General features: G+C 62.1%; 12 protein-coding genes and 1 tRNA gene. 4 read left to right on the top strand and 9 right to left on the bottom strand.

Going from position 1 to position 14,333, the window contains the following annotated elements; genetic code table 11:
* Positions 1 to 103: 103 nt before the first annotated feature.
* Positions 104 to 1,555, top strand: coding sequence for an aldehyde dehydrogenase (locus ACEXP3_RS10460; RefSeq protein ID WP_377297220.1), 1,452 nt, complete (start codon positions 104 to 106; stop codon positions 1,553 to 1,555).
* A 109-nt stretch (positions 1,556 to 1,664) separates the two neighbouring features.
* Here ACEXP3_RS10460 and ACEXP3_RS10455 read toward each other — a convergent pair whose 3' ends face one another.
* Positions 1,665 to 2,606 carry a hydrogen peroxide-inducible genes activator gene (locus tag ACEXP3_RS10455; RefSeq protein ID WP_377297219.1) on the bottom strand — a complete coding sequence of 314 codons (942 nt, stop codon included), beginning with the start codon at positions 2,604 to 2,606 and terminating at the stop codon, positions 1,665 to 1,667.
* A gap of 94 nt (positions 2,607 to 2,700) precedes the next feature.
* On the opposite strand from ACEXP3_RS10455, the gene ACEXP3_RS10450 reads away from it, so the two are divergent.
* Both ACEXP3_RS10450 and ACEXP3_RS10445 read left to right on the top strand, forming a co-directional pair.
* Positions 2,701 to 2,916 (top strand): YdcH family protein, encoded by a 216-nt coding sequence (locus ACEXP3_RS10450; RefSeq protein WP_377297218.1) that lies wholly within the window; start codon positions 2,701 to 2,703, stop codon positions 2,914 to 2,916.
* Between the two features lie 132 nt (positions 2,917 to 3,048).
* Positions 3,049 to 4,026: a sodium-dependent bicarbonate transport family permease gene (locus ACEXP3_RS10445; RefSeq protein ID WP_377297217.1), complete on the top strand. Its 978-nt coding sequence runs from the start codon at positions 3,049 to 3,051 to the stop codon at positions 4,024 to 4,026.
* A 57-nt stretch (positions 4,027 to 4,083) separates the two neighbouring features.
* Here ACEXP3_RS10445 and ACEXP3_RS10440 read toward each other — a convergent pair whose 3' ends face one another.
* Positions 4,084 to 6,555 carry a glycoside hydrolase family 3 C-terminal domain-containing protein gene (locus ACEXP3_RS10440; protein WP_377297216.1) on the bottom strand — a complete coding sequence of 824 codons (2,472 nt, stop codon included), beginning with the start codon at positions 6,553 to 6,555 and terminating at the stop codon, positions 4,084 to 4,086.
* 296 nt (positions 6,556 to 6,851) lie between these two features.
* Here ACEXP3_RS10440 and ACEXP3_RS10435 point away from each other — a divergent pair, with 296 nt between their 5' ends.
* On the top strand, positions 6,852 to 7,517 hold the full coding sequence (locus tag ACEXP3_RS10435) for a TetR/AcrR family transcriptional regulator (RefSeq protein WP_377297215.1): 666 nt from the start codon (positions 6,852 to 6,854) through the stop codon (positions 7,515 to 7,517).
* A 100-nt stretch (positions 7,518 to 7,617) separates the two neighbouring features.
* Here ACEXP3_RS10435 and ACEXP3_RS10430 read toward each other — a convergent pair whose 3' ends face one another.
* The 7 genes from ACEXP3_RS10430 to ACEXP3_RS10400 form a co-directional block, all read right to left on the bottom strand.
* Positions 7,618 to 8,598, bottom strand: a complete 981-nt coding sequence (locus ACEXP3_RS10430; RefSeq protein WP_377297214.1) for a sensor histidine kinase — start codon at positions 8,596 to 8,598, stop codon at positions 7,618 to 7,620.
* A gap of 127 nt (positions 8,599 to 8,725) precedes the next feature.
* Positions 8,726 to 9,097, bottom strand: a complete 372-nt coding sequence (locus ACEXP3_RS10425) for a DUF423 domain-containing protein (RefSeq protein WP_377297213.1) — start codon at positions 9,095 to 9,097, stop codon at positions 8,726 to 8,728.
* Positions 9,097 to 9,495, bottom strand: coding sequence for a group II truncated hemoglobin (locus tag ACEXP3_RS10420; RefSeq protein ID WP_377297212.1), 399 nt, complete (start codon positions 9,493 to 9,495; stop codon positions 9,097 to 9,099). The genes ACEXP3_RS10425 and ACEXP3_RS10420 overlap by 1 nt, the downstream gene beginning before the upstream one ends.
* A gap of 102 nt (positions 9,496 to 9,597) precedes the next feature.
* On the bottom strand, positions 9,598 to 9,780 hold the full coding sequence (locus ACEXP3_RS10415; RefSeq protein WP_377297211.1) for a hypothetical protein: 183 nt from the start codon (positions 9,778 to 9,780) through the stop codon (positions 9,598 to 9,600).
* A 71-nt stretch (positions 9,781 to 9,851) separates the two neighbouring features.
* On the bottom strand, positions 9,852 to 11,747 hold the full coding sequence (locus tag ACEXP3_RS10410; protein WP_377297210.1) for an ABC transporter ATP-binding protein: 1,896 nt from the start codon (positions 11,745 to 11,747) through the stop codon (positions 9,852 to 9,854).
* A 17-nt stretch (positions 11,748 to 11,764) separates the two neighbouring features.
* Positions 11,765 to 13,618: an ABC transporter ATP-binding protein gene (locus ACEXP3_RS10405; RefSeq protein ID WP_377297209.1), complete on the bottom strand. Its 1,854-nt coding sequence runs from the start codon at positions 13,616 to 13,618 to the stop codon at positions 11,765 to 11,767.
* 463 nt (positions 13,619 to 14,081) lie between these two features.
* Positions 14,082 to 14,158: transfer RNA gene (locus ACEXP3_RS10400), tRNA-Met, on the bottom strand.
* Positions 14,159 to 14,333: the final 175 nt, after the last annotated feature.

Genomic DNA, 14,333 nt, shown 5'->3' with positions numbered 1-14,333 from the left:
CTGGTGATTGTGCCCCTGGCGACGGGGTCCGGCAGAATCGTCCGATGGCGGTGATGGCGGCGAGAACGCGAAACAATTTTGGGAAGAGAAAGGGAAGAACACCATGACCATTCTGGGTTTCAAGATCAACAATGCCGAAGTCGAGGCCATTGACGGGCGCAGCTTCAAGCGCCTGAACCCGATTTCCGGCGATGTGGCGACCGAAGTTTCGGCAGCCTCCGTGGAAGATGCGCGCGCAGCCGCCAATGCGGCGGCGAAGGCCTTTCCCGCCTGGTCTGCCACCAACCCGGCCACCCGCCGCAAGGTGCTGATGGCCGCGGCCGACCGGCTGCAGGAAAAGGCGCCGCAGTTCGTGGAGGCCATGGCGGCCGAAACCGGCGCAACGGCCGGCTGGTCGATGTTCAACGTGATGCTAGCCGCCGACATGCTGCGCGAAGCCGCTTCCATGACCACGCAGATCGGCGGCGAAGTCATTCCGTCCAACCGTCCGGGCACGCTTGCCATGGCCGTGCGCCAGCCGGCGGGCGTCATCCTGTCGATGGCGCCGTGGAATGCGCCGGTCATTCTCGGCGTCCGCTCGCTCGCGCTGCCGCTTGCCTGCGGCAATACGGTCGTGCTGAAGACTTCTGAAATCTGCCCGCGCACCCATCGCCTGATCGTCGATGCCCTGCATGAGGCCGGCCTGCCGGAGGGCGTGTTGAACGCCATTTCGAACGCGCCCGAAGATGCCGGCGAGATCGTCGAAGCGCTGATTGCGCATCCGGCCGTGCGCCGTGTCAACTTCACCGGCTCCACCCGCGTCGGCCGCATCATTGCCGAAGTGGCCGGACGCCACCTGAAGCCGGCACTCCTCGAACTCGGTGGCAAGGCGCCTTTCGTCGTGCTCGACGATGCCGATCTGGAGGAGGCCGTCGCTGCCGCGGCCTTCGGCGCCTACATGAACCAGGGCCAGATCTGCATGTCCACCGAACGCGTCATCGTCGACGACAAGATCGCCGACCAGTTCGTCGCCGCGCTTTCCGCCAAGGTCGCAACCCTGAAAGCCGGCGATCCGGGCAAGGGCGAAACCCCGCTCGGCTCCGTGGTCGATGCCCATGCCGCCCAGCGCCTCGACATGCTGGTGCGCGATGCCGTGTCGAAGGGTGCCGTGCTTGCCGCCGGCGGCACGTTCAACGGCACCATCGTCGATGCCATCCTGCTCGACCGCGTGACCCCTGCCATGCGCATCTATGGCGAGGAAAGCTTTGGGCCGGTCGCCAGCATCGTGCGCGTCGGCTCGGTGGATGAGGCCATACGCGTGGCAAACGACACCGAATACGGCCTCTCGGCCGCCGTCTTCGGCAAGGATGTCAACCGCGCCATGGCGGTTGCCCGCCGGATCGAATCGGGCATTTGCCACATCAATGGCCCGACCGTTCACGATGAGGCACAGATGCCGTTCGGCGGCACCAAAGCCTCCGGTTATGGCCGTTTCGGTGGCAAGGCCGGCATCAACGAGTTCACGGAACTCCGCTGGCTGACGATCCAGGACGGCCACCTGCACTACCCGATCTGATCAGCCTTTGACCTTCACCCTTGCGCGATCCCCACCACGCAAGGGTGGGCTGGGCAGAAGGGTCGGGATCAACGGAAGGAGCCGGTTTGTCCCAGCAATCCGGCTCTTTTCATACAGGCTTTCTGGTCGCTTCTACGCCAACCGGCAGATGCGCGCCCACAACTGCGGATGCAAGCGCCGTCAGCTGGCGAAAATGCGCAGCGCGCGCGCTGGTGCGGCGCCAGAAGAAGCCGATCTCACGCCGGGCCGGCCAATCTTCGATCGAAAGCAGCGCGATATTGGCGCCCCGTGCAAATTCCGAGCGCACATACAACTCGGGAAACAGCGACAGCCCCATCTCGATCGACACCATCTGGCGCAGTGCATCCAGACTGGTGCCTTCGTAATCTTCAAGCATGATCGCGCCCGAAAGAGCCGCCAGTTCCCGCACATTCTCCAGAAGCCGGTGACCGCGGCCAAGCGTCAGCAATTGTTCTCCCTTCAGATCCTTCAGTCTCACCGAAGTGCGATCCGCCAGGCGATGATTGCGCGCCACACCGAGAAAGATCTGTTCGACACAGATCCCCTCGAAGGCAAATGCTGCCTCGTCCTGCGGCCGCTGGCCAAGGGCGCAATCGATGGCACCGCTGCGCACCTGCTCCTCCAGAAGAGCCGGCCGGTCTTCGCGCACATGCAGGCGAAGTGCTGGATAGCGCCCGTGCAGGCTCGGCAGAAAGGACGGCAGGAAATAAGGCCCGAAGGTCGGCACCACGCCAAGCCGGATGAGGGAGCCCAGATTGTCACGCCCGGCCGAGGCAAGTGTGACGATGTCATCCAGCGTCGCCAGCACCGATTTGGCCGCAGCCGCCACCTCCAGCCCGATGGCAGAGAGCACGATGGCGCCGGGTGTGCGTTCAACCAGGCTGACACCCAACTGCTTTTCGAGAAGCGCGATCTGCACCGACAGCGTCGGCTGGGTGACATGGCAAAGCTCGGCTGCTCGGCCGAAGTGGCGGCAGGTATCGAGGGCGACCAGATATTCGAGCTGGCGATGGGTGGGTCGGAAAGCCATGACGATAGAGATGCTCTATCGCTTTCATATTGTCAATGAATTGGATCTATCGACCATTCTTCCTCATAGTCGTCTTCAGAAAGGAGACGACCTCATGAACCCCTTGTTGAAGGCGCTGCATTCGCGCCACCGGATCCTCGAAGACCGCATCCAGTCGGAGCAGAAATCGCCGGCACCGGACAGCCTGCGCATCATGGCGCTGAAGAAGATCAAGCTGCGCATGCGCGAGCAGATCGAATTCCTGCAGCGCACCGGCAGCAATGGAAAGACGATGACGCCTGCACGACGTCCGGGCCCCTCTTTCCTCTAAGGCCGCTGCGATTTGCGAACATCTTTTTGAAAATTGTGACGGTGCGAGCGCCGTAACGCTCCCCCGTCCTTGAAGGGCGAGACGATCCCATCGTCTCGCCTTTTTTGACGCCTCAACTCAGGAATCACTTTCATGGATGTGTTTTTTTCCATTGCGCAGCAGAACATTCTGTCTGCCCCGATCCTCTTCTTCGTGCTGGGTTTTGCCGCGACCCTTGCCGGCGGTCATCTGAGCCTGCCGGATGCGGTGTCGCGCATGCTGGCGCTCTATCTGATGCTGGCCATCGGCTTCAAGGGCGGTGCTGCGCTGACCGAAACGACCGCGCATGGGGAGTTTGCCGTGCTTCTTGTCGCCGGCATTGCGCTTTCGGCACTGACGCCGCTTCTCGGCTATGGCCTGCTTGGCCGCATCAGCGCTTTGCCGCCGATAGAACGGGCAGCCGTGGCGGCCCATTACGGTTCGATTTCCGTCGTCACCTTTGCAGCCGCCACTGACGCGCTGACACGGCTTGGCATCACCTCTGATGGTTTCATGGTCGCCGTTGCCGCTGCCATGGAAACGCCGGCGATCTTCTGCGCCCTGCTGCTGATCTTCCGGCGCAGCCCGACGGATGCAGGGGAGGTCACCCATCGGAAATCGGCGCTCGTCGAAGTGTTTCTCAATGTCACCATCGTCATCCTCCTCGGCTCCTTCCTGATCGGCTTTCTGACCGGCAAGCGGGGCATGACGGAAATGTCCGGCTTCATCGTCGATCCCTATCGGGGGGCGCTCTGCCTGTTCCTGCTCGATCTCGGCACCAAGGCCGCCGCCGGCCTGCGCAAGAGCTGGCATGACATGAAGCCGCCGCTGCTGCTCTTTGCCCTTGCCATGCCGCTTGCAGGCGCCTTGCTTGCAGCAGCCATTGCCTGGATTGGGGGCGCTTCCCCCGGCAACACGGCGCTGCTGATCACCCTTGCAGCCAGCTCTTCCTATATCGCCGCCCCTGCCGCCATGCGCATTGCAGCGCCGGAGGCACGCCCGGCAATCTATCTCGGCCTCTCGCTCGGCATCACCTTTCCATTCAACCTGATCATCGGCCTGCCGATCTACTTTTCCATCGCCGGGGTCTGATCAAGAATGCGGAAGGGCCGCCCGCAACACCGGCGGCCCTTCCCGTGATGAGGATGTCTAAATCGACCGATCGTCGACAGCCCCGGTCCAGGACTGCGGCAGATCAATCGTGATCCGGGAACGGATATCGCCGGCATGGGCCGCGATAAGAAGATCATAGCGCCCGGGTTCTGCGTAAAAGGCTTTCCGCTCCACATCGAAATAGCTGAGGTCACGCGGAAAAATGGTGAGCCGCGCGGTTCCGGTCTCTCCGGTATCCAGCGTCAGCTTGGCAAAGGCGCGCAATTCCTTGTGCGGTCTTGGAAGGGTGGGCTCCGTGGGAGACACGTAAAGCTGCACCACGTCCGACCCCCGGGTCGAACCGATATTCCTGAGCTCCACCGTCACGGTGACGCCGTCGCTCCCGATCTCCTGCGCTGAAGCCACAGCATCTGCCCAGGCAAAGCGGGTGTAGCCAAGGCCAAAGCCGAATGGGAAAAGCGGCGCGATATCGTGCGTGTCGTGATGGCGGTAACCGACGAACACGCCTTCCGCATAGCGCACATGGCCATCCCTGCCGGGATAGATGGCACTGTCACCAGTCATGGCGCAATTGTCTCCAAGGCTCCTCGGAAATGTCTGCGGCAGCCGCCCACCCGGCTCGACCTTGCCGAACAGCATATCGGCCACCGCATTGCCCAGTTCCTGCCCCGGATACCAGACCTGCAGCACGCCGCGCACCTGCGAGAGCCACGGCATTTCCACCGGCCCGCCGGTCTGCAGCACCACGATCGTGTTGGGGTTTGCGGCAGAGACGCGCTCGATCAGTTCATCCTGCCGTCCCGGAAGACGCATGTCCGGCAGGTCGAGGCCCTCGGTATCCCATTCCCCGTCACGCCCGACAAACAGCACGGCGACATCGCAGGCCCGAGCCTGTTGTACCGCCTCCTCCAGCGCGGCGTCGCCCAGTGGCTTTTCGAGGCCAAAGCGGATAGCGGTGATGTTGATGCCTTCTTCCGCCGGCGGCGGCGAGAGGTATTCAACGGTCAGGCGATAGGTCTTGCCGGCGTCGAGCGCGAAGGTCTTGCGCAGCTCACTGTTGGCGGTGCCAAAATAGTTCTCGCCGCGTTTCCAGCCGTCATAGCCGTTCACCACCAGTTCGCCATCGACGTAAAGCTTGGCCAGGCCCGCATTGGTCATGCCGAACACATGCTCGCCGCTTTCCCCGACGCTGAAATCGCCTGTGATGCGCACCGAAAAATCCCTGAGCGACAGCGTCGGATCCGGCAGATCGAACCAGAAGAATTCCCCCTTCTGCGCGGTTTCCGTCACCACCGGCGAACCCTTGCAGCCCTTGCCGGCAAAATAGTCCACCGTGAGTTCGCCCGTCATGACGCTGGTCAGCCGATTGTTGCGGCAGCCCACCGCGTGGCGGATGCTGTTGGCGTTGGACAGAGCGTTGCGAATGCCCTCAAGCGGGGTCACGATGTAATGCGCATTGATCTGCGCGCTGCCGCCGCCCATCACGCGCGCCGCCGCTGCATTGGGGCCGATGACGGCAATGTGCTGCAGCGAGGCCTTCTGCAGCGGCAGGATGCCGTCATTTTTCAGAAGAACCGCGCCCTCCGCGCCAAGGCGACGGATCAGCGCGCGGTCTTGTGGCAGATCGAGCGCCTGCTCGGACAGATCGGGCGCCGTCTCGAATGCGCCGACGCGCTGCAGCAGTTGAAGAATGCGGCGGGCCGCCTGACGCACGGTTTCTGCCGAAACCGCCCCGTCGTTGACTGCCTGAACCAGTTTTTCGCCGCGATCCCGGCTTGGGCCGGGCATTTCGAGGTCCAGCCCGGCATTGACGGTCTCCGCCGTCGAATGCGAGCCGAACCAGTCGGACATGACGATGCCGTCAAATCCCCATTCCCGGCGCAGAACCTCGGTGAGCAGCCAGCCATGCTCGCTGGTATAGGTGCCGTTCAGCCGGTTGTAGGAGGACATCACCGCCATGACGCCGGCCCGCTTCACCGCCTTTTCGAACGGCAGAAGGTAGATCTCGCGCAGCGACCGCTCGTTGATATCCGAGGACATGGTCTGGCGTTCGATTTCCGATTCGTTGCCGACAAAGTGCTTGATGGTTGCGGCAATGCCCTGGCTCTGCACACCCTGGATATAGGCGACCGCCAATTCGGCCGTCAGCAGAGGATCCTCCGAATAGCACTCAAAATTTCGTCCGTTGAGACCGGAGCGATGAATATTGACGGTCGGCGCCAGAAGGACCGATGCCCCCTTGCTTTTGGCCTGGCCGGCAAGCGCGACCCCCATGCGTTCAACCAGCTCGGGGTTCCAGCTTGCGCCAAGGGCGATGGCGACGGGAAAGCAGGCAGCCTTGACGCCGCCGACCAGGGAGCCCGCACCGCGGGCGCCATTCGGGCCGTCCGTCACCTTGATCTTCGGCACGCCCAGACGCTCTACCGGCACCGTCGTCCAGAAATCGGCACCGGATAGAAGCGAAACCTGTTCCTCCAGCGTCATGGCGTTCAGGATGTCATCAATCATGGTGTCCTCCGGGGTCTGGGAATGATGTGATCGTGTTCAGGCGCGGCGGCCACTTGGTGTGACGCCCGATCGACGCAGGCTTGCGTGCAGGTGACGGCGGATTTGGCGCCTGCCGAGAACGGCGAAACCTGCTGCCGGCTCCTCGTCATGGTCCGCCCTCCCGACATTAAACCTACCGTTCAATCGGTAATGAAAAAGCTTCCCGGAAGCAATGGTTCGCAAGGCCGGCTTGAACTTTCGCGGACCATGGCCGGTTACGGTTGCCGTGGCCGCAATTCGGAATAAAAGAGCAGGCTATGGAGAAGGAGAACCAGATGAAGGGCCGCAGCAATTCGCGCAACGAAGATCCGGCCGAAGCGTCTGCGTTAAGACGCCGCCGCTCGCCCAAGGGGGACGAGCGGCGCGAGCAAATTCTGCTTGCCGCCATGAAACACTTTGCCGATGACGGCTACCAGAGCGCCTCGTTTGCCGCGATCGCGCAGGAGGTCGGGCTGTCCCTGCCGGGGCTTATTCACTACTTCCCGTCCAAGGTCGATCTGCTCCTGGCCATCCTAGCGCGGCGCGACGCGGAAAGCGGCAAGGTTATCGGCCCTTCCAACCCGTCCTGGCGTGCCCTGCTGCAGGGGCTGGTGGATGTGGTGAAGGCCAATACGAAGTCGGCCGGCGTGGTGCGCACCTTCGCCATTCTGAACGCCGAAAGCCTCACACGCGATCACCCTGCCGCGACCTGGTTTGCCGAGCGCGCCCGCGCGGTTTCCCGGATGGCGGCCCAATGCTTTTCCGAAGGCATTGCGAAGGGGGAGATCCGTTCTGATGTGCGGCCGGACCAGCTGGCGGCAGAACTGATTTCCATGATGGACGGGCTGCAGATGTTGTGGCTGCGCACCCCGGGCGAGATCGACATGGTGGCGATCTTCAACAGCTATATCGACCGCCTGATCGCCGGCATCGAGATCCGCTGACGAGTATTTCAGTGTTTCATGGAAACAACGAAATACTCCAACGCTTTGTTTTAACGCATTTCGGGACGGAAAACCGTTTCACACTTTTCCTGGAAATGCTCTAGGCCCTCACCTTGCCGTGCCCCGGACGCGGCAGGTGCAGGACGCAGCGCAGTCCCTCCGGATCAAAGTGAAGTTCGGCCGTGCCGCCGCCCGGCGCAAGCGCTGCCGTGATCAGCCGCGAACCGAACCCCTTGCGCGTCGGGGGCGAAACGGCAGGTCCACCCTCCTCACGCCAGACGATCTCGATCATGTCCGGCAGCAGTTCCCACTCCACCCGCACGATGCCCTGGCCGACAGAGAGCGCGCCGTATTTGGCGGCGTTCGTCGCCAGTTCATGAATGACGAGCGCGAGACGCGGCGACGTTTCGACATCCAGCGCAAGCGACCCGCCCTTCAGGCGCAACCGCTCCTGATCATAGGCCGACAACAGGATGCGCAATAGCGTTTCCACGTCGTTCGGCATGGACTGGTGGCCGGACGACAAGCGATGTGCTTCAGACAGTGCCCGCAGGCGTCCTTCGAAGCGCGGCATGAATTCGGCAAGGTCACCGCTGGCGCGCGCCGTCATCTGCGCGATTGCCTGCACCAGCTGCATGATGTTGCCGACCCGATGGCGCATCTCGCGGGCCAGCACCTCCGCCTCGTTTTCCGCCTGTTCGAGTGCCGTCATCAGGCTCTGCATGGCATGCATGATCGCAACCGTCAGCGCACCGAAACTCGTGAACACCGTGGACGACAACAGGGCGCTGGCACAGCTCACCGGGCGAACATAGACCCAGATCACGACGGCAAACACGAGGCCGCACAGCATCAATGTCGTGCCGCCCGCGCGCCCGCCCCAGGCGGTTGCCAGCACGATGAACGGGAAAAACGTAATGAAGGGCGCACCCAGAAGGATCTGGTTCAGCGCCAGCCAAAGACCGACGGAAACTGCCGCACAGGCGAGCGCAACCAGTTGACCGACAAGAAATGACGGCCGCCTGCGCGGTACCAGATACATCCACCAGGCGTCCCTCACCTGGATTTTATGCTCGCCCATCCTCGACTCCGAACTGCATCAGAATATTCGAACTCACGCGAATTCATAGTCACGCCTTACGCAAAAATTTCTATGCAAATTCGGTGACTTGAGGCTGACGCAAGGCCAGATTGCAGAGCGGAGACGATCAGGCGCGCGGCGTGCGCCAGAAGGTGCCGGCAGCCAGGAGAAGCCAGCCGGCGATCATGCCTATGCCGCCGGCTGGCGCTGCCATGGGAAACAGGCCGGCATGGCCGAAATGGCGCATCACGAGATCCGTGGCGAAAAGAAGCGTGCCGAATGCAAGAACCAGCCCGGAGAGCGTGGCCGTGCGAATCTGGCCGTTTGCAAGATAAAGACCAAGCAGAACCGGCGCGTGGGCAAGACACATGGTAGACGCCGATCCGAGCAGATGCGCATCGCCGCCGTGGCTTGCCGCAGCGGCCAGAACCACGCCGCAAGCCCCCATGAAGCCTGAAAGCATCAGGATGAGCGGACGAAACTGTTGAAGCCCGCGCATCACGCCTGCTCCTCACGGTTTTGCATATGGTGCGCAAGCCGCTCGATCGGCGGCCAGATGATCTCGCGCAATTTCGGATTGGTGACCGTGTCGGTGAGCGCGCGCGAAAAGCACAAAAGCCATTCGTCGCGTTCGGCCACACCGATCGCCGCGCCAAAGTGCCGCGATCGCAACCGCGGATGACCGTATTTTTCAATGTAGATCGGAGGGCCGCCAAGATACCCGGTCAGATATTCGTAAAGCTTGTGCTCGCTGCCCGAAAGGTCGGCGGGGTGGATGGCGCGGCAATTGCGCGCCTCCGGCAATTCGTCCATCAGCTGATAGAACCGGCGCACCAGCGCCCGGATCGTCTGATCGCCGCCGATTGCCTCGTAAAGGGTGATTGTTTCGCCACTCATGTGCCCGGTCCGTGTCGCCTGTCACAGGGGTGTTAGCCCTTCCCCTGCCACGCGGCAAGCGGGCAAGGCGCCGCAGCTGAACCGGGCTGCGTCTGTGCGGACTTACTCGGAACCCGGATCGACATCCTGAGCGTCGGTCGCCGGAAGCGCACCGGTTCCCGGCGTCTTCTCGTGATTTTCCACCTTCGACCGTGCCTTGGGGCCAGCCGGCAGCGTTGCGCTATAGGCGCCGTCCGACTTGTTTTCGCCTTCAACCGACTTCTTGGCTTCGCTATTCTCGTCCATCATCATCTCCTTGGTTTTCGGGGAGAAGAACGGGGCCTGAGCGAGATGGTTCCGTCCGACGGACGGGTCGGTCAGGTCTGGCCGCGATCCGTCGCCTCTTCCACGACGGTGTCTGGAATATCGTCGAACGAGGCGTAGTTCAGATTGTAGAGCCTGGAATAGAGCTTTCCGTTGCGCATCAGTTCGGCATGATTGCCGTTTTCCACCAGTTCGCCGTTCTGCAGCACGATGATGCGGTCCGCTTCCCGGATAGTGGCCAGCCGGTGCGCAATGACAAGACCCGTGCGGCCTTTCAGCAGCTTGACGAGCGCCTTCTGGATCAACATTTCCGTATAACTGTCGATATTGGCGGTGGCCTCGTCCAGAACCAGGATCTTGGCATCCGCCACCAGCGCCCGGGCAAAGCTGATCAACTGGCGCTGGCCGAGCGACAGGTTGCCACCGCGCTGGCCCAGAATGCTGTCATAGCCTTCCGGCATACGCAGGATGAACTCGTGGGCTCCAACCGTCTGCGCTGCGGCGATCACCTCTTCGCGCGTGGCGTCGGTCTTGTGATAGCGGATATTGTCGAGAACCGAGCCGGTAAACAGGAACGGCTCCTGCAGCACCATGGCGATCTGGCGGCCGAGCGAATCCTGCGTGAGGTCGCGAACATCATGGCCACCCACCAGCACGGCACCCTGCTGCACCTCATAGAAGCGGTGGATGAGCGACATGCAGCTCGATTTGCCCGAGCCCGTCGGCCCGACCAGGGCCACCGTCTCGCCGGGGTTCACGCGGAAGCTGACATGCTTCAGCACCGGATGTTTCGGGTTATAGCCAAAGACGACATCCCGGAATTCCACCGAACCATCCATGTCCGGCGGCAGCACCACCGCATCCGGCTTGTCCTTGATGTCGATGCGAACATCGAGAACATCGGTCAGGCGCTGGCCGGATGCCATGGCACGCTGCATGACCGAATATTGCAGTGTCAGCGACCGGATGGGATCGAAGAATCGCTGGATATAGAAGAGGAACGCCACCATCACGCCGACATCGAGCGCCTGGTTCAGCACCCGTGCGCCGCCGACCACGATGACGAGCGCCATGGCGACACCGGTGAGCGTATCGACGATCGGCACCATGACCTGGGCAAAGCGGGCGGCCGTCAGATGCGTCCTGAGATTGGCACTCGCCTTGTCATCAAACAGGTTGAAGTTGACCGACTGGCGATCCATGCCCTGCACGGCGCGCACGCCGTGAATGGCTTCGGCCAGCGCACCGCTTGCCACCGAATTCGTCTCATGCGCTGCCATGAAGGATTTTCGCGCCCGCGGCAGCCAGAAGATGCGCACGATGAACAGAACCGGAAGCGCCGACAGGGTCAGAAGGCCGAGCCCGAAATCGAGATAAAGCATCACGACGACAATGCCGATGAGGAGCGTGATGTCGCCGACTGAAAGAACGGAGGTTTCCAGAAATTCCTGCATCGAATTGACGTCGCCCTGCAGGCGCGACATCAGGCGGCCGACTTCCGTCTTGTCCATGAAAGACAGCGAGACATATTGCAGATGGGAAAACATGGCGCGGCGGATATCGAAGAGCACGTCTTCGGCGACATTGCCGACCAGCGTTTCCTGCGCATAGCTCGCAGCGAAATTGATGAGGATGGCTCCGGCAAAGGCTAAAATTGCGAAGACGAGCGCCGTTCGGCCGGCACCCGGCTGCATGCCGTGGTCGATCGCGTAGCGGATGATCAACGGGATGGCGAGCTGCATGGCGGTAAACACAAGGACCGCCACCACCGCGAGCGCCACCTTGCCACGATAAGGCGCAACGAAGGCCCAGATGCGGGCAACGATGTTCTTGTCGAACACCTTGCCGAAAATTTCCTCCTCGATGCGATGGGACCCCACCACGGCGCGGGGCGGCCGGCGGCCATCCTCGCGCACATCGGCCCGTTCGGTTTCCAGCTCTTCCGCCATGTTGGTCTCCTCCCGCCTCAGCCGGTCAATGCATCGTCGCCAGGGCGGACCTGGAGATCATACAAGGCGCGGTAGCGTCCGTTCCGCGCCAGAAGCTCCTCATGGCTTCCCTCTTCGACGATGCGGCCATCCTCCATGAACAGGATGTGATCGGCATGCATCAGGGAACTCAGGCGATGGGCAACGATGATCGTGACGCGCTCGGAAGCATAGCGGCGCATGGCATGACGAATGCGCTGTTCGGTTGCCGCATCGATGGCCGCCGTCGAATCGTCAAACACCATGACGGCGGGTTTCAGCATGACGGCGCGCGCAATCGACAACCGCTGCCGCTGGCCGCCCGATAGCGACACGCCCCGCTCGCCGACGACCGTGCCATAGCTTGCGGGTAGGCCAAGGACGTAATTGTGCAGCTGAGCACTTTCCGCCGCGCGCGAGATCTGGTTTTCCTTCGCCCAGGGATCGCCATAGGCAATGTTGTTCTCGATCGTGGTGGTGAAGAGGAAGCTGTCCTGCTGCACGACCACGACGGAGCGGCGCAGCGACTTCAGCGTCACGGAGCGAATGTCCTGCCCATCGAGCGTGATGCGTCCGCCACTGACATCGTAGAAACGCGCAATCAGATGGGCAAGCGTCGACTTCCCGCTGCCCGGCGGCCCGACAATGCCGATCGTCTGGCCCCGTCTTGCCTCGAAGGACACGCCGTCGAGGGCGGGCGTGTCCGGACTTGCCGGATAGGCAAAGGCCACGTTCTCAAAGCGCAACGTGCCCTCGGTCAACTGCAGGGGACGCGCGTCCGGCGCGTCTTTCACCGCAACGTCGAGATCGAGCAGGCCAAACAGGCGGGCGCCGCAGGTGGAGGCACGGGCAAAGGCGTTCACCATCAGGCCAAGCTGACGCACCGGCATCTGCAGGATGGTCATGAAGGTGAGGAACGAGGCGAGTGTGCCAACCGTGATCTCGCCCGCCATGACCTTGCCGCCGCCGACATACAGCACGAGGCCCATGGCCGCGAAGAAGGACAGCGTCATAGCACTGGTATTGGCGACCCGAATGCCCACCCGCTGATGGGCAAGTTCCAGCGCGCTTTTGGACGCCGCATCGAACTTTTCCAGCTCGTGCTGTTGTGCCGCAAAGGCCCGGACGACGCGAATGCCGCCGAGATTTTCCTCCATCACCCTTGTCAGCACCTGCAGCCGTTCCTGCAGATCAAGCCAGGTCGCCCGCAGGCGAAGCTGCGTGACCGAAGAGCGCCAGCCGACAAAAGGCACGAAGCTCAGGGCCAGAAGCCCCAGCACCACATCCGTTGACAGGAGCAGGTAAGCGCCGAGCCCGATCAGCACTGACAGAAAGATCATCCGCACCAGCGCTGTGGAAAAATACATCCGCACGCCTTCCAGATCGAGAAGGCCGATCGTGATGAGATCGCCCGAATGGACGCTGTCATGAAAACTGAAGGAGAGGCGCTGGATCTTTTCATAGCAGGCGAGCCGCAGCTCATAGCCGATATGGTGGCCGACGGCCTCGCTGTAATAGTTCTGCACCATGGTAAAGAGCCCGCGCAGGATGCTCGCAGCCAGAAGCAGAAGTGCGGTGACCAGCAGCGCGTCCTGTGCCGCGGTACCGACAGAACCGCCGGCGCCAATGCCCTGCGCCTCATCGATGGCGCGACCGAGAAGCTTCGGGATCATCAGCTGGAACCCGGAGGCAATCAAGGTCGCGCCGATCGCGAGCGCCGACTGGAAGGGATGGCGAAGCGCCATGACGGTGATGCGCGTCAGGATCGAAAGCCCCTTGCCCCATCCTGCAGCCTTCACATGCCCCCGCGAAGCTGACTGCCCGCCGGAGCCGTTCCTGGTCTCGGTCTTCACGATCTCATTCCAATAGCTGGCCGCCGAACGGCCCAAGGGGCATTCCGGTTAGCCGGAACGATAGATAAGGGGTGATTTAGGCAGGCGCTCAAAGAAGGGAAGCACGATAGGAGACCGATTCGCCAAAAAACAAAAGCACCTGTTGTTTTCCGACAGGCCGCGCCTATCAGCCGCCTTGGACGTGTCACCTTATGGCAACGTTAGTGCTTGGTGGCAGGTGCGTAACGCGTGTTCAACGCACAACGGGCAAACCAGACGGAGCGCATCCATGTCACTCCTCACCTGATCAGCATGCCCTCCGCTTGCTCCGAGTCGCCCGCCATATTCAGCCGCCGGTTCAGCAGCGGAGAGACCTCTTTAGCAACCCCTTGCTTCAGCACAGCTTAAAGGGCAATTTCTGGCTTCGCGAGCGGCTCAACGCCAAAACCCCCACGGAGGGGGCTTTTGGGATCGCATGGATATTTGGTTGCGGGGGCAGGATTTGAACCTGCGGCCTTCAGGTTATGAGCCTGACGAGCTACCGGGCTGCTCCACCCCGCGTTATTTTTTCCGGGTTCGTGCCCGGGAGCGAAGTCAGGCGTAGCCTGATGAGGTGAGACCGTCAAGAGATCGATCCGGTGGATCGATCTTAGGTCGAACGGGCTGCTCCACCCCGCGTTATTTTTTCCGGGTTAGTTCCCGGGAGGGATGTCAGGCTTGGCCTGAGTTTGTCGGT

It is taken from the genome of Neorhizobium fuzhouense (assembly GCF_042611105.1).
In the GTDB taxonomy this organism is placed as follows: Bacteria; Pseudomonadota; Alphaproteobacteria; order Rhizobiales; family Rhizobiaceae; genus Neorhizobium; species Neorhizobium galegae_A.
The sequence above is the reverse complement of the archived record's forward strand: the minus strand, read 5'-3'. Positions and strand labels throughout refer to the sequence as shown.

Excerpts from the sequence above, each read along its gene's own strand:
- ACEXP3_RS10430 (WP_377297214.1), bottom strand. The coding sequence starts at position 8,598 with ATGGGCGAGCATAAAATCCAGGTGAGGGACGCCTGGTGGATGTATCTG.
- ACEXP3_RS10460 (WP_377297220.1), top strand. The coding sequence starts at position 104 with ATGACCATTCTGGGTTTCAAGATCAACAATGCCGAAGTCGAGGCCATT.
- ACEXP3_RS10445 (WP_377297217.1), top strand. The coding sequence starts at position 3,049 with ATGGATGTGTTTTTTTCCATTGCGCAGCAGAACATTCTGTCTGCCCCG.
- ACEXP3_RS10435 (WP_377297215.1), top strand. The coding sequence starts at position 6,852 with ATGGAGAAGGAGAACCAGATGAAGGGCCGCAGCAATTCGCGCAACGAA.
- ACEXP3_RS10450 (WP_377297218.1), top strand. The coding sequence starts at position 2,701 with ATGAACCCCTTGTTGAAGGCGCTGCATTCGCGCCACCGGATCCTCGAA.
- ACEXP3_RS10455 (WP_377297219.1), bottom strand. The coding sequence starts at position 2,606 with ATGGCTTTCCGACCCACCCATCGCCAGCTCGAATATCTGGTCGCCCTC.
- ACEXP3_RS10415 (WP_377297211.1), bottom strand. The coding sequence starts at position 9,780 with ATGGACGAGAATAGCGAAGCCAAGAAGTCGGTTGAAGGCGAAAACAAG.
- ACEXP3_RS10410 (WP_377297210.1), bottom strand. The coding sequence starts at position 11,747 with ATGGCGGAAGAGCTGGAAACCGAACGGGCCGATGTGCGCGAGGATGGC.
- ACEXP3_RS10425 (WP_377297213.1), bottom strand. The coding sequence starts at position 9,097 with ATGCGCGGGCTTCAACAGTTTCGTCCGCTCATCCTGATGCTTTCAGGC.
- ACEXP3_RS10420 (WP_377297212.1), bottom strand. The coding sequence starts at position 9,495 with ATGAGTGGCGAAACAATCACCCTTTACGAGGCAATCGGCGGCGATCAG.
- ACEXP3_RS10440 (WP_377297216.1), bottom strand. The coding sequence starts at position 6,555 with ATGATTGATGACATCCTGAACGCCATGACGCTGGAGGAACAGGTTTCG.